Genomic DNA, 14,163 nt, shown 5'->3' on the forward strand with positions numbered 1-14,163 from the left:
CTGAATAACTTGTGGATAACTAGGATAAGTTATGTAAAAAGGATGAATATATATGAAAATAACGATCATTACTGTGGGTAAGTTAAAAGAGAAGTATTGGAAGCAGGCTGTGGATGAGTATGTGAAGCGGTTAGGTGCGTATACGAAAATAGAACTGATAGAAGTACAGGATGAGAAAGACACGGATCATATGAGTGACAAGGATATTGAAATCGCGAAGAAGAAAGAAGCGGAGCGTATATTGAGTAAAGTGAAAGACGACAGCTATGTCTATACACTGGAAATACAAGGGAAGCAGCTGGATTCAGTTGAACTCTCGAATCATATCGAAAACAATATGAATATGGGCAAAAGCCATCTCACCTTCATCATCGGTGGCTCGAACGGCCTGCATAGTAGTGTCAGCGCCAGATCCAATTATAAACTCTCCTTCAGCAAAATGACCTTTCCTCATCAGATGATGAAAGTGATACTGCTGGAGCAAGTGTATCGGAGTTTTAGGATTATGAAAGGGCAGGCGTATCATAAGTGATGAGGTTTTTAACAATCTTCAATAACGTTTTTTGAGTACACTTTACATAAATTATTGAAATAGAGAGTGTGATTTTTATGACGATACTAGAAACAGAACGTTTGATTTTAAGAGAATTACGAACAGAAGATAAATACTCTCTTTCTAAAGTATTGTCTGATTATGACTCTATGCAATACTATGATCATCCGTTTAATGAGCATGAGGTTGAAGAATGGATTAAGTGGAATATCGAAAATTATGCTACATATAATTGCGGTTTATGGGCGGTTATTCTGAAGGAGGATGGGACTTTTTTAGGTGGTTGTGGTATAACGATGCAAAATATTGATGGAGAAGTACTACCTGAGATTGGATTTCATATTATTAAAGGATACTGTAATAAAGGTTATGCAACTGAAGCAGCAAATGCATGTATGGAATATGCTTTTGATGTTTTGGGATTTGAACAAATATATTCATATTCAACTATAGATAATCTACCTTCTCAAAAGGTAGCTGCAAAAATAGGAATGAAGCAACATAATTTATTTGAAAAGAATGGTGTGCATCATATTGTTCAAAGAGCCAGTAGAGAATAGAAAGGGTTTGTAAGTAATGTCATAATAAATTATTTTTGAAACATACGATGAATTTATAGACATAATATTTCTAATAGTGGGGTGAGAATTTATGGATAAATTAAATGAACTTTTAAAAAGTAAAGATGTACCTAGAAATACAAAAGAAATGGTACTATCTATGAATACAGATGGTTTACAATTATTAAATGACTGTTATGATGTAAATTCTAAATTTTATAGAAGTGTACAACCAGAAATAATTGCTCGTCAATTTTATGCTGATCCAAAAGTGGTAAAAAACTTATACCATTATACTAATGTTGAAGCATTTGAAAAAATTATAGTATCTAAGCAATTCTTAATTGGATCTATACACTATATGAATGATACTAATGAAGTGAAATATGTTTATGAGTTAATGGAAAGTGAATTAAAAAACTTGAATGCCCCGGAAGATGTTGTTTCCATGATAAAAAGGTTAAACACCGAGTTACCTTATGATACTTACGTTTGGAGTTTTAGTGAAAATAATTATTCACAGGCATTGTCAAACTATGGTGAACTTGCCTTAGGTTTTGAAAATTCAGAAATAATGCGAAATCTTGGTGAATATTATTCGAGAGGACGATCGACACTTGATGAATATACAATTGGAAATGCTTATGTATTTCCTTTAAAAGTAGAATATAATCTTCAAATACAACTCGATTATATTAAAGAATTAGCTAGAGCATGGATTGTTGCACATGACAATATTAAGTATGATTCACCAGACATGTCGGAAGTGATTTTAGGGATAGTACAAGCATTATATTTCTTCTCTCTATTTTTTAAAAATCCATATTTAAGACAGGAGGAAGAAATTCGTTATATTATACAAAATATAAATAGTGATAGTTCTTTAAATCCTGAAACTCAAATGAACGATAAACCATTTGCAGTTTGTAAAATGAAACCAGAAATGCTCAAGGAAGTAATTGTAAATCGAGCTAAAGCTGATAACAAAAAAGAATTTGAATTACTATTGAAAAATCATATGTTTGAAGGTACAAAGGTTAGTATCACAAAATTACCATATTAATATCATTTCGTTTGTCAAAATAAGCTAGACAACTTCTCATCTTCGATGAAACTCATAAATACTTCCAATGGTGTCCTGTAACCAAGAGATTTTCTAGGTCGATTATTTAGCGAATGTGCAACTTGGATAATATAGTCATCCGTAACTGTGTTGAAATCCATATCTTTGTCCAGGCCATTTCTCCTGAGCATTCCATTTGAATGTTCATTTAGACCACGCTGCGAAAGTGTCCCTGGATCAGCAAAAAAGATAGATATATCGTGTTGGTTACTGATTGACTTCCAGCTGGAAAACTTTTTACCGCAGTCGAATGTAATGGATTTAAAGAGACGATAAGGTAAAGCCGAGAACATACTGTTTAATGCTTTTTCAATGTCGGATGCCTTGCGACCTTCCAGTCGTAGGGTGATGATCATCTTAGAAACTCGTTCAACAAGGGTGATGACTGCGCTACCATGACGACGACCAACAATCGTATCGCCTTCAAGATGACCGAACTCTCTATCAAAGTCGGGAAATTCAACTGTTCTTTCTGAAATGTGACGTTTGAAAGTCTGACGACCTCTTTTCTCATGATGACCGTTAGGTTTTCTTTTCCCTTTCATCGGAAGTGATTGAACAGGAAGAATATCTTCCCTGAACATTCTGTACAGAGTTTTGACAGAACAGCTGATAGGTTCTTCATTTCTGCCTATGATAGTGTCAGGTGTCCAGCCGTCGGCTATTCTTTCTCGAATATAACTGATCTGACGATTAGGAAGGACGATTTTATGTCTTCCACAAAGGGATTTTCTTTTCTTATAGTTTTGATAGAACTCTAGTGCAGATACTCCTTTTTTGAAAGCATTAATCACATTATAGACGGTCTGTCTTGAACGCTTAATTCTTCGGCAAATCTCACTGACCGGAAGATTCTGGTGATAATATGATTCTATGAACGCAAGTTCATCCGTGGTAAGACATGTATAGGTCATTTGTGCTAACTCCTTATGTTTTCTTTGGTCGGAAATACATATTGAGTTTAGCTCAGAAGGCTTTTTTAGTTGTCTAGCTTAATTTTACAATCGGCGAACAGTCTCTTTTTTGCATTTAAAAACGGAAATTCCAATTTGGAATTTCCGTTTTTTATTAAAGTACGTCCTAAATCAAAGAATTAGTTATTTTTATCCCAGATTCTTTCATTTGATAATAACCTATAAAACTGCTACTTGCTCTTGTAGGAGTTCATGGGTTGGATCTGTCTAGTTTTTTAACTTGAAAATTGTTCTGACCGTTCAGAAGTTCGCATACGTATTAGCGACTGAGACATCTCAGTATAGTTGGAGACAAACGCATCAGGTTCTTCGTTCTATTATTTGTTTTTCTATTTAATCACGGGAACGAGTAAATGCGAATCGTAGTGTTTACCTGTATGAATGTGATAGCGTCCATTGTTTACGGTTTCTGTATGTTCGTAACGTGTTTTAGCACCAAATGTACTGCTTCCTTTAATCACTTCGCTTGCTTTGATAACCACTTGAATACTTTCGCCTACTTTAAACAAAGTCCCTGATGGTAAAATCTCTACTTCTGCTGAAACGATTTCGCCAGGTTTCATTAATTGTCGTTCCTCATGTTTCAACCATGGTTGCAATGGAGTGGATCTTTCTGTATCAAGTGCTCTGTGAGATACACGTAGCCAGCCTGCAGCCACCTGTCCTTTTTCAATGTGGTTAAAGTCAGGGAAATGAACTTCAGCACCATTTCTGTCAAGTTTTTTAATACCGATAAATAAATCCATATCATCAGCTTCTTCAGAAGATACCCACAGTTTCAACTTCATATTGCCTGTGAGCTCTGTTTTCTGGTCAAATGTTTTTGTAAAGCGTACTTCATCATTTTCTGATGAGCTATCATATGAAATAACTGCTTCTTCAGCTGGACACTGCTGTTCCATCATTAAGCTGTCAGCATTTAAGTAATAAGCTTCTGCTGTAGTTTCAGGCAGTGGCCATGCTTTAGCTTCTTTTCGTGTTCCTTTATAGAATTTGTCTCGTAATTCATAGCTGACGGCAGGTGTTTCAGTCCAGTCATTCTCTATGCCTTTAAGGAAATAATCAAAGAAAGCTTTCTGCATTTCTAATGCTTCACGTGTATAATATGTTTCCCATTCTTTTCTGCCATGAACATACAGCCATTTTTGGTGAGAAGCTGCCTGCTTAAATCCTTCGAAGCTGCCTCTGTTGTGAAGACCTTGCGTTGACCAGCTAGCACATGCAAGGATAGGGATGTGAATGGCACTTAAATCAGCTTGTTTACCTTTCCAGTAATCATCGAACAATGGGTGATTCTGCTGTTGGGCCGGCAAGTTTTCAATCTGTTGATTGTCCGGCCATCTCATCATAAGCCCTTGATGCCAGAAGCGATAAAATCCGGTATCAGGAATTCCGCCGTGGAAGGCGATTTCACGGTACATATCATTGAGACCTTCCCATGGAATCATTGCTTTTAAATGTTTCGGTTGAAGTGAAGCAACCCACCACTGTGTGACAGCAAGATAAGATACACCGTTCGTACCGACATTGCCATTACTCCACTGCTGACGGCCGGCCCATTCAATCACTTCGGCGTAATCTTTCGCTTCGTCTAATCCCCATGGTTTTAATGCGCCCAGCGAACCTGCGCTGCCGCGAAGTGCAACTTTTACAACGACATAATCATTAGGAACCCAGAAACCTGGATCAGGCGACTCTTCAGGAGTGAAACTAGAAGTTGGGATAGGACCGAGTGTCGGCCATACCGGTCCCATATTTGTTATTTTAGGTTTATTGTCTTTACCGTATGTATCTGCTGAGATAACAACGGGAAATTGTCCGGCTTTATTTGGTCGGAAGACATTCACATATAATACGTGGCCGTCTACCATCGTAACAGGAAGATCTTTCTCCATGATCATTTCCTGATAGCCGTACTGGATGCTATCTACTACGATATGATTAAGTCCTTCATGCAATTCTGCTGCATCAGTTACAGTGAGTTCAGGATTGCCCATTAATTGCTGGTTCATGATAATCATTCCTTTCTTTACCTTATGTTGATGTCATCATCATAAGACTTAAGCAAACGTGTTACAATCATCAATATCAGGTGTATTGTAGGTTTTCCAACAGATTGACTATCATTGTAGGACAATGAAATGAAATATATACTCTGCAGGAGGCGTAATGAAACAAGACAGAAGAATTAATAAATCACAGGAAGCGATTAAACAAGCATTTTTCGAAATTTCCTCTACTAAACAATTCGAACAAGTTACTGTGCAGGCCATCGCAGATCAAGCAAATATTAATCGAAGTACATTTTATGCGCATTATTATGATAAATACGATCTGCTTGATAAGATTGAAGATGATTATATCAAGTTGATTCATCACGCTATCGGACATACAGCCGTTCAAAGCACCTACGCTGTTGTAGATGTAATCGACGGGCTGGTAAATCATATAGATGAGCACATGGATTATTATTACTTTGCTTTTAATTTAAAGGATAGTAATATCGAAGATAAACTTTATCGGCTGATCAATGTGCATTTGAGTCTATTTAGAAAGAAAGATGATACGATAGGTGCTATTCCCTTTGATTACTTTATGAGTTATGTATCCGGGGCAGGGATTGCACTTATTAAGCACTGGGTGCAGGATACAGATAGAATGAGCAGTGAAGATTTAGCGCAGCATTTCTATAAATTGATTACGCATGGCCCGGCAGGCATTATTGAGGAAGAAGTTGAAATGAAAGGAAGAAGATGATGGGCTATTATATCGTAGCAATTTATACACTAATCAGTACGAATGAAGAGGTGGTTTTAAATGTATCGGCTGGCAGAAGTGAAAGATTTAGATGAGATTATGATTATCGTCCATCATACTGTCAATGAGATGAAAGATTCCTATAATCCTCAATGGGATGAGCATTATCCGTTGAGAGAAGACTTTCTAAAAGATATTCGGGAGCGGACGCTGTATATATTGGAAGACAGAGAAGAAATTAAAGGATTTATTGTGCTTAACCAAGAAACCCCTGAAGAATATGATGAACTTGATTGGCATAAAAGAGATTATCTGGTTATACATCGGCTGGCTGTTAATCCCGCTGATCGTCAGGGAGGATATGCGACACAATTAATACAGTTTGCTGAACAATCAGCTGTTGATCAGCATATTACAGTTATAAGATCTGATACTTCATCAATGAATATCGAAATGAATAAGATCTTTCAGCGTTTAGATTATCAATTGAAAGGACAGATTAATTTTCACGGAAAACCGTTTAAGTTTAACTGTTATGAAAAGCTGCTGAATAAGTAAAAATACACACGCTGTGGCGTGTGTATTTTCATTTGCATGTATTAAAGTTTAAGCAGTCTTTCAGCATTACGGAAAGCAATACGTTCCTGGTCTTCATAAGTTAAATCGAGACTTTCAAGGAACGATGCCATATTATCTGGACGAATATATGGATAATCAGCTGCATAGAGAATACGTTCAATACCAAATGCTTCCCTTACCATATCAAATTGCGGACGAGTTAACATGCCACTCGGTGTAATATAGAAATTGTTTTTAAAATAATAGCTAATAGGGTGTTCTAAGTGATCTGCCATCAAAGCTTCGTCCATTCTTTCAAGGAAGAATGGAGTGAATTCTCCCCAGTGTCCGATAATCATCTGCAGATTTGGATGACGGTCAAAGAGTCCGCTGAGGACGAGGCGGATGGCATGCAGTCCAACTTCAACATGCCAGCCATAACCGAATGACGCAAATGATGCAGCTGTTTCATCAGAATAGGCATCACTTTTATAATAATGTTGGTAAGGCAGAGAACCGATTGGTGCTGGATGCAGATAGATAGGGATGTCAAGTGCTTCAGCTTTAGCAAATATACCTGCATATTGTGGTTGTTCAAGAAAACCGTCTGCAGGATGTCCTGCAATAAGGACACCTTTAAATCCTAGTTCTTTAATGGCACGTTCCATTTCCTGGACTGCAGCTTCAGGTTCATTGATAGGCAGGACTGCGAAACCTAAGAAACGATCAGGGTGCTGCTGAATATATTCAGCAAGCCGGTCGTTTGACAATCTGCATAGCTCAACGGCTTGTTGTCCTGTCAGACCGGATGGGGCACGGTTACCATAAGAGAGGACTTGAACACCGATTGATTGTTCATCCATGAACTGCAGTCGTTCTTGATGATGGCTTGTTAATTCATCCTGGTCAGTAAAACCTGTCTTAAATTCCAGTGCTTTCAACATCTTACCTAACGGCACACCATCAGCATCTGGTTTAATATCGGGCCATGCATCCTGCACTTCCTGTAAAGTAAAATGTTCTTCAAATGTAATAGATTTCATGAATAACACCCCTATTCAAATAATAAAAAATATAATTTTAAAGCTTTGTGGAGTTTTCTTATAAACTTACTATCATTAGAAAACGTAGATATTATCGATGTTTATTATTGATTTTTCAAAATTAATAGATAGTAGTGATATCCTCCTGGAATTGAACTTTATATTTCAATCTGGGGGGTGACAAAGTAAATACTTTTTTATTGCCATAGCTCTTTGAGAGTGGCTGCAAAGCCACTAGTTTTTTGAATATATCCTAAATGTCCGCCCGGGATATCTACTAACTTTAATCCTGCTTCTTTCTCCAAATAGAAGTTAACATCTTGTGGAAAAGAACCTGTTGAATCCGTACCGTTGAGTAGCGTGATTCGCTCTTTATATTGTTTTAAATCATCGACAGTTATATCAGATGTTGTATATTGTCTGATTTCGTATTTCATCCAGTTCTTCATCTCTTCGCGTCGGATTTTTTCCTCTTCAGGTGTAGGTGCTGGCGCAGCCATCATTTCTTCATCAATAGGAGCGATATGTAATGTCTCTCCGAAGAGTTGCATCGCGCCAGGCATATCACCGGATAATCCCATATCAACGATTTCGTTATTTTTCTGCTGCCAGTGAACTTTATCAGGTAAGAATGAATTGATTGGTGGCTCATGAAACGCAATTTTCTTCACGATTTCCGGATGATTTTTTAAAACGTGCATAGCAACAATAGAGCCCGAGCTTGAACCCATGATGTAGACGGGCTCATCGCTAAGCTCTTCCGCAAGTGCTGCGATATCTGCTGCATCACGTGTCACACGGTAATCATCTACTGCATTTTCAGCAGATGCAGGTAGTGGTTCAGTCAGTTCACTTGCACCATACCCTCTGCGGTCTACTGCAACGATCGCAAAATCATTTGCTAGTTCTTTAGCCAGTGGTAAAAAGATATCACCTGTGCCATTTGCACCCGGTATACAGATGAGGACTGGACCATGACCCATCTTATGATAATTTAAATTTGCGCCTTTTAACTTTAATGTTTCCATTTATATTCCTCCTATATTTAATTTACCAGGACATAGTGCCATGTTGATTTTCAAAAGTGCCTGTGGGGCCATTGGCATCTATAGTTGCTAATCTGATGATTGGAATGATTCCCTCAGATGCAGGTTTAGCATTATTGCTGGCATCTCCGACTAAATCAGTATTAGTAGCACCAGGGTCGGCTGAGTTAATCTGTATATGTGGAAGTCCTTTTGCGTACTGAAGTGTCAGCATATTAACGGCTGACTTCGATGAACAATAAGCAAGTGAATTAACTTTAGATTCCATCGTTTCAGGGTTTGTAACCATATCGAAGGAACCAAGGCCACTACTGACATTAACGACAACAGGCTGTGCAGATTGTTCAAGTAATGGGATGAAATGTCTCATCATACGAACAATACCGAAGACATTTGTGTTATAGACAGCTGTCATCGTTTCGACAGTGATATCACGGGGCGGGTTAAACCCACCAGAAATGCCTGCATTGTTAATTAAAATATCAACTTTACCTTCTATCTGATTAAGCCGATCAGCTGCTTTTTGAACAGATATCTCATCAGTTACATCTACTTGTATGGCGTATGCTCCGATTGTTTGAGCGGTCTCTTTACCACGAACTAAATCGCGGGAGCCGATATAGACTTTATAACCTTTCGTTACAAGTTGCTTCGCAGCTTCATAACCTAATCCTTTATTACCGCCTGTTATAAAAACAACTCTCAATGTTAATCCTCCTCATGCATAAATAAATTTATAAGCTGCTCGCGAAATCCTTCATTTGTTAAATGACGTTTTTCTTTCTGATAATGATAGCTTTGTGTAGTCATGGCAGTCATCAGCATATCTGCCTTGAATGTAGCTGCTTCATTAAATAGTTCAAAGAAATAGCCGTAGAGTTGACTATAAATTTCAGTCTCCCTAAAATCATTTTTTTTCTCATCCTGTTCCACGCATCTAAGCAGTTCGATGTGATCTGATTTGAATGTGAGGAAGAGGTCGATGTAACGTTGCAATTTAACTTTGTTACTTAAGGATGATTGCTGTATCTTGTCAAACTGTTCAAACAAGTCACTGAAATCATTGACAATCAACTGGTAGCAGAGAGCTGCTTTATCGGAAAAGTTACGATAAAGAGTTGCCATACCAATATTTAATTCCTGTGAAATACGATTCATACTCACTGCGTCTACACCATTTTCGTGAAACAGCATCACCGCCTTTTCTTCAATTCGTTTTCTATTTTCCAAAGCATCTTTTCTCAAATTAGAAACTCCTATACTAATAAAATTGACAAGTGGATAACTATCCGTTTATTATATACAAGAAATTTAGAAAGTTCAAATGTTTGAACGCAATTAAAGGAGCATACTATGACAACAGAAAAAGTACTAGTCACAGGTGGATCAGGATTTCTCGCAATGCATACCATACTGCAGTTACTAAATAAGGGATATCACGTTAAGACCACTCTTAGAAATCTGAAAAAACAAGACGAAGTCATTCAGACGATGTAGGCAAATGGTGTAAAGGATGTAAGTCATCTCGAATTTGCTGCAGCAGATTTATCAAAGGATGACAATTGGGAAGAGATTATTCAGGACTGTGATTATGTATTAAGTATTGGATCACCAGTCTTCTTTCATCATCCTAAGAATGAAGAAGAAATCATTAAGCCTTCTCAAGAGGGGATTATCCGGATTTTAAAAGCCGCAAAAAATACACATGTGAAGCGAGTGGTCATGACTTCGAACTTTGGGGCGGTTGGTTTTAGTAAGAAAACAGGTGAAACAACTGAAGAAGACTGGACAGATGTTAATGAGCCGGGAATTTCTGTCTATGAGAAGTCGAAATTACTTGCTGAGCAGCGTGCATGGGCATATGTTAAAGAGCATGATATTGAACTTGTAACAATCAATCCGGTCGCTATTTTAGGACCATTCTTGGGTGAACATGTAACAGGAAGCTTTGGACTTGTTAAGAACCTACTAAACGGCAGTATGTCAAGAGTTCCTAATATTCCACTTAACGTTGTTGATGTACGAGATGTGGCTGACTTGCATATCCGTGCTATGATAACTCCAGCTGCTAAGAATGAACGATTTATAGCTTCAAGTGACGGCGCTATTTCAATGCCTGAGATTGCACAACTGTTAAAACGTGATCGCCCTGAAATAGCTGATAAAATCTCTGATTAAAGTGTGCCGGACTGGATTTTGAATGTGATGGGTAGAGTGGTTCCTAGTGCAAAAGAAGGAAGGCTACTACTAAACATGAATAGAAATGTCAGCAATCAGCATGCTAAAGAAATACTCGGCTGGACACCGGTATCTACTAAAGAAGAAGCGATTCTACATGCAGCAGATAGTCTAGTAAAGTATCAGCTGCTCGAGGAAAAGTAACATGTAAATAGACAGGAAACTGAAGATACGAAATTTGAACTGCAGGAGATTTCATTCGTCTCGGTTATTCAGAAGAACAAGTAGCAAGTGAAATGTCCGTGACGATAGCGCAGCTGCAACAGGTGCTTTCTATGGACTCACCTAACCCTGCTCATGTATGGATGCTAAGAGAATACTTGGAGGACGAACTCAAAGAGCATCACCTACCCATGCGCCCCTTTACAAAACTGGCGGATGTCAAATCAAATCGATGGTTTTCATATGAAACACCTTGGAGAAACTGAAGAAATGAAAAAAGCTTTCTGTATTTATTACAGAAGGTTTTTTCCTGTTTGATGAGATTAATCTTTAATGCTCCAAACACCAAATATGACATCTCTGACAAATGAAGCATTGGTACTACTTAATTCCAGGTCCATTTCTTTCTCCAGTAAGTCTAGATTCAATTGTTCATCAATGACATGATGCTCGAGCATACGTGCATGCATCACCTGAGTTAACCAGAATAAATCGCTGCCAGAAGATGAGGATTGAATAATGACTTCTGACATGACTTTGGGCTCATCGTAACCCGACTCAACAAATTTACTATATAGCTGCTGGCCGATATTGATATTGCCACCCTCACATTCTATTGTCTTCAAAACACGTTTTAGCGCAAGGGGAGATGGAGGGGAAAGGAATCTGCTCCTATGCCGGAAGCTAATGCATCACTTTCCTGAAAAGCAATGACTCCACCAGTTTTGAGATGCTTGTTTAATTCACGCAGTACTTTAACTGCATCAGGCAAGTACATTAAGATTCTGCGACCGACTATGGCATCGTACTGATCTAGCTCGTCTAGCTGCTATATATCCATTTGATGATATGAAACGTTATTGAAGTGATTATTTGCTTCTGCCATTGTTAGTAGCTGCTCGTTCATATCAATGCAGTTACACTGCCTGATTTACCAACCAGTTCCAGAATCACCTGAGTGACTTCACCATGCCCACATCCAACATCTAATACATGCATGCCCTCTGAAATACCAGCTTGTTGTAATAATCTTAATGTAAAATCATTTCTCATGTTATTCATCCTTTGTCGTTAAATCATTTAAAATTTGATTAGTCTTATGAATATATAGTTCATTATTGATGGAGAAAAATCAATTCATATCATTATAACAACTGAACCCGTACTTTATAGATAAGGTGCAGCAACTTTATTTATATCTCCATTAATTCTTTTGTATCAACTGTTAATTCTTTGCGTAAACTGTAGACAATTACTATAGCGAGTAATGCAATAAGTGTTTCTGCGACGAGTAATGACCAGATGACGCCGTGCAAATTAAAAAAGTGATTCAATACGTATAAAGTTGGGATAATAATGACGCCCTGCGCAATGGCCATCACCATCGATGCCTTTCCTTGCCCTGTTGCTTGTAACATTCCAATCAACATAAAACCTACGCCGTTCAAAAAGAGTGAAGTAACTGTTACACGCAGCATATAAACTGTCAAATTAATAATTGCTGAATCTGTTGTAAACAGTCCGACTAAAGAGTGTCCAAATATAAATACAACAGCAATGCTAACAACGACTAATGCTAAAATCATCACAATAATTGTTTTCACTGTTTGATTCATTCGTTTCTTATTAGACATAAAGTTATAAGCGATAAGCGGTACAACACCTTCACACAATCCCATCACAATTAATTCAGGGAACTGAACTAGACGAAATTGAATGCCGTATGACGCTACTGCTTCGTTACCGTAGTTGACTAGGAACAGATTAAATACTAACCCTACAAACCCCATTAAAACACTCATTACGAAAGCTGGAATACCTATTTTAAAGATTTCAGTCAACACTTCTTTACTCACCTTTAAGTCTTTCCATTTTACAGATAAAGTTGTACTCTTCGTCATAATATATCCGATGTAATAAGCACTACCTATCAAGTTGGCAAGTAACGTGCCTAATGCTGCTCCGGTTACGCCCATATCAAATTGAAAAATGAGTAATGGATCCAAAATTATATTGAGTATGACGCTTGCAATCATACCTATCATACTGATAATGGGTGATCCCACTGCTCGAACAAGTTGTTCCAGTGCAAAGAACAGTAAGACAAAGGGAGCACTGATGAGCATGATATTCATATATTCATTCGTATACGTCAGTGTCATCCCTGTTGCCCCTAAATAGGTTGAAATTTGATTGACGAAAGGGAGGGACGCTATGATAATAACAATTCCTAGTAACAGGGCCCCGTAAAATGCAATGCTGGACACTTGTTGGCTCTTAGTATAGTTCTTCTCTCCCATTAAACGTGAAATATATGTTCCTCCTCCTACACCAAACAAATTACCAAGGCCCATAAATAGAGCGAATATAGGCGTTGTTAAAGTAAGTGCTGAAATCATATGACTATCGTTTAAAAAACCGATAAAATATATATTGAGAATGCTGTAAATAACGCTAAGTAATGTTCCTATAATCATCGGTAATGAGAAATGCATAATTGATTTTGTAATTGGTGCTTCTTCGAAATAATATAAACTTTTATCTTCCATTGATATAATCTCCTTAAAATTAATTAGATATCTAAATTAAATATGTGTAAAAATGAGATGGCCATACAGCCATCATTTTAAATTATCAATCATTTGATTAAGTAGTTCTTCAAGCATTGCTTGTTGGCCAGGTGTCATGTTTTTGGTAAGAGTCGTTTCCATCTCCTCAAAAACCGAATTAAAATCTTCTACCAGTGCTTTTCCTTCGTTAGTAATAAACAGTAATTTACGTCTTTCATCACTTGGATCTGTCTCTCTATATATTAGATGCTTCTTCTCGAGGTTCTTTAATATACTACTGATGGTCGATCCTCTTCTTCCGAAACGTTGTTGCAGTTCATTTTGTGTCAATCCCTCTTGTTGTCGATCATTGATAAAACCTAGTGCATGCCCTTGTTCTCCGGTAATATCATATTCCAAAAGTTTTTGATTACCCTTTTGAATTTGTAAGTGACCTAAAGTACGCAAGAGCATTTGAAATTTAAGTTCCATCCATAACACCTCTTATTTAATTAGAATTCTATTAGTTCGGTATCTAAATAAATAATAGCACATATTTACAGCGTGTCAACAATAATAATTAGATACGCCGATGGTAAA

Annotated in this window: 16 protein-coding genes and 1 pseudogene; 7 read left to right on the top strand and 10 right to left on the bottom strand. The window is 37.5% G+C overall.

The features are described 5' to 3' along the window. Positions 1-52 precede the first annotated feature (52 nt). From rlmH to ERX35_RS11535, 3 genes are all read left to right on the top strand, one after another. Positions 53-532: a 23S rRNA (pseudouridine(1915)-N(3))-methyltransferase RlmH gene (gene rlmH, locus ERX35_RS05520; protein WP_149458934.1), complete on the top strand. Its 480-nt coding sequence runs from the start codon at positions 53-55 to the stop codon at positions 530-532. A gap of 77 nt (positions 533-609) precedes the next feature. Further along, positions 610-1,113 carry a GNAT family N-acetyltransferase gene (locus ERX35_RS05525; protein WP_149458935.1) on the top strand — a complete coding sequence of 168 codons (504 nt, stop codon included), beginning with the start codon at positions 610-612 and terminating at the stop codon, positions 1,111-1,113. 91 nt (positions 1,114-1,204) lie between these two features. Then, positions 1,205-2,176, top strand: a complete 972-nt coding sequence (locus tag ERX35_RS11535; protein WP_211359985.1) for a hypothetical protein — start codon at positions 1,205-1,207, stop codon at positions 2,174-2,176. A gap of 14 nt (positions 2,177-2,190) precedes the next feature. On the opposite strand, the gene ERX35_RS05535 is transcribed toward ERX35_RS11535, so the two are convergent. Both ERX35_RS05535 and ERX35_RS05540 read right to left on the bottom strand, forming a co-directional pair. Next, a complete protein-coding gene (locus ERX35_RS05535) occupies positions 2,191-3,186 on the bottom strand; it encodes an IS30 family transposase (RefSeq protein WP_281290583.1) in 996 nt (331 codons plus the stop codon). 353 nt (positions 3,187-3,539) lie between these two features. Further along, positions 3,540-5,222, bottom strand: coding sequence for a CocE/NonD family hydrolase (locus tag ERX35_RS05540; protein WP_149458937.1), 1,683 nt, complete (start codon positions 5,220-5,222; stop codon positions 3,540-3,542). Between the two features lie 157 nt (positions 5,223-5,379). Here ERX35_RS05540 and ERX35_RS05545 point away from each other — a divergent pair, with 157 nt between their 5' ends. Both ERX35_RS05545 and ERX35_RS05550 read left to right on the top strand, forming a co-directional pair. Then, a complete protein-coding gene (locus ERX35_RS05545) occupies positions 5,380-5,967 on the top strand; it encodes a TetR/AcrR family transcriptional regulator (RefSeq protein WP_149458938.1) in 588 nt (195 codons plus the stop codon). Positions 5,968-6,027: 60 nt separating this feature from the next. Next, positions 6,028-6,525 carry a GNAT family N-acetyltransferase gene (locus ERX35_RS05550; protein WP_149458939.1) on the top strand — a complete coding sequence of 166 codons (498 nt, stop codon included), beginning with the start codon at positions 6,028-6,030 and terminating at the stop codon, positions 6,523-6,525. 41 nt (positions 6,526-6,566) lie between these two features. Here ERX35_RS05550 and ERX35_RS05555 read toward each other — a convergent pair whose 3' ends face one another. From ERX35_RS05555 to ERX35_RS05570, 4 genes are all read right to left on the bottom strand, one after another. Then, positions 6,567-7,568, bottom strand: coding sequence for an amidohydrolase family protein (locus ERX35_RS05555; RefSeq protein WP_149458940.1), 1,002 nt, complete (start codon positions 7,566-7,568; stop codon positions 6,567-6,569). 197 nt (positions 7,569-7,765) lie between these two features. After that, positions 7,766-8,596, bottom strand: coding sequence for an alpha/beta hydrolase (locus tag ERX35_RS05560; RefSeq protein WP_149458941.1), 831 nt, complete (start codon positions 8,594-8,596; stop codon positions 7,766-7,768). Between the two features lie 22 nt (positions 8,597-8,618). Then, positions 8,619-9,320, bottom strand: a complete 702-nt coding sequence (locus ERX35_RS05565) for an SDR family NAD(P)-dependent oxidoreductase (protein ID WP_149458942.1) — start codon at positions 9,318-9,320, stop codon at positions 8,619-8,621. Between the two features lie 2 nt (positions 9,321-9,322). After that, the gene (locus ERX35_RS05570; protein ID WP_149458943.1) at positions 9,323-9,859 is read right to left on the bottom strand and encodes a TetR/AcrR family transcriptional regulator; all 537 of its coding nucleotides are present in this window, start codon (positions 9,857-9,859) and stop codon (positions 9,323-9,325) included. Positions 9,860-9,967: 108 nt separating this feature from the next. On the opposite strand from ERX35_RS05570, the pseudogene ERX35_RS05575 reads away from it, so the two are divergent. Further along, positions 9,968-10,996 (top strand): annotated as a pseudogene (locus ERX35_RS05575) (NAD-dependent epimerase/dehydratase family protein). A 53-nt stretch (positions 10,997-11,049) separates the two neighbouring features. Then, complete coding sequence (locus ERX35_RS11695) at positions 11,050-11,280, top strand: DUF2316 family protein (protein WP_425463256.1); 231 nt, start codon at positions 11,050-11,052, stop codon at positions 11,278-11,280. A 57-nt stretch (positions 11,281-11,337) separates the two neighbouring features. Here the strand turns inward: ERX35_RS11695 and ERX35_RS11570 are convergent, their stop codons facing one another. The 4 genes from ERX35_RS11570 to ERX35_RS05595 all read right to left on the bottom strand — a co-directional run bounded on the left by ERX35_RS11570 (position 11,338) and on the right by ERX35_RS05595 (position 14,055). After that, the gene (locus ERX35_RS11570; RefSeq protein ID WP_246143125.1) at positions 11,338-11,640 is read right to left on the bottom strand and encodes a hypothetical protein; all 303 of its coding nucleotides are present in this window, start codon (positions 11,638-11,640) and stop codon (positions 11,338-11,340) included. Positions 11,641-11,917: 277 nt separating this feature from the next. Then, positions 11,918-12,067 (bottom strand): class I SAM-dependent methyltransferase, encoded by a 150-nt coding sequence (locus tag ERX35_RS11575; RefSeq protein WP_246143126.1) that lies wholly within the window; start codon positions 12,065-12,067, stop codon positions 11,918-11,920. Positions 12,068-12,207: 140 nt separating this feature from the next. Then, entirely contained in the window at positions 12,208-13,563 is a 1,356-nt protein-coding gene (locus ERX35_RS05590; RefSeq protein WP_149458945.1) for an MATE family efflux transporter, read from the bottom strand. Between the two features lie 72 nt (positions 13,564-13,635). Next, on the bottom strand, positions 13,636-14,055 hold the full coding sequence (locus ERX35_RS05595) for a MarR family winged helix-turn-helix transcriptional regulator (protein WP_149458946.1): 420 nt from the start codon (positions 14,053-14,055) through the stop codon (positions 13,636-13,638). Positions 14,056-14,163 lie beyond the last annotated feature (108 nt).

It is taken from the genome of Macrococcus equipercicus (assembly GCF_004359525.2).
In the GTDB taxonomy this organism is placed as follows: Bacteria; Bacillota; Bacilli; order Staphylococcales; family Staphylococcaceae; genus Macrococcus; species Macrococcus equipercicus.

Coding starts and splice junctions, on each gene's coding strand:
- rlmH (WP_149458934.1), top strand. CDS start 53: ATGAAAATAACGATCATTACTGTGGGTAAGTTAAAAGAGAAGTATTGG.
- ERX35_RS05525 (WP_149458935.1), top strand. CDS start 610: ATGACGATACTAGAAACAGAACGTTTGATTTTAAGAGAATTACGAACA.
- ERX35_RS11535 (WP_211359985.1), top strand. CDS start 1,205: ATGGATAAATTAAATGAACTTTTAAAAAGTAAAGATGTACCTAGAAAT.
- ERX35_RS05540 (WP_149458937.1), bottom strand. CDS start 5,222: ATGAACCAGCAATTAATGGGCAATCCTGAACTCACTGTAACTGATGCA.
- ERX35_RS05545 (WP_149458938.1), top strand. CDS start 5,380: ATGAAACAAGACAGAAGAATTAATAAATCACAGGAAGCGATTAAACAA.
- ERX35_RS05550 (WP_149458939.1), top strand. CDS start 6,028: ATGTATCGGCTGGCAGAAGTGAAAGATTTAGATGAGATTATGATTATC.
- ERX35_RS05555 (WP_149458940.1), bottom strand. CDS start 7,568: ATGAAATCTATTACATTTGAAGAACATTTTACTTTACAGGAAGTGCAG.
- ERX35_RS05560 (WP_149458941.1), bottom strand. CDS start 8,596: ATGGAAACATTAAAGTTAAAAGGCGCAAATTTAAATTATCATAAGATG.
- ERX35_RS11575 (WP_246143126.1), bottom strand. CDS start 12,067: ATGAGAAATGATTTTACATTAAGATTATTACAACAAGCTGGTATTTCA.
- ERX35_RS05590 (WP_149458945.1), bottom strand. CDS start 13,563: ATGGAAGATAAAAGTTTATATTATTTCGAAGAAGCACCAATTACAAAA.
- ERX35_RS05595 (WP_149458946.1), bottom strand. CDS start 14,055: ATGGAACTTAAATTTCAAATGCTCTTGCGTACTTTAGGTCACTTACAA.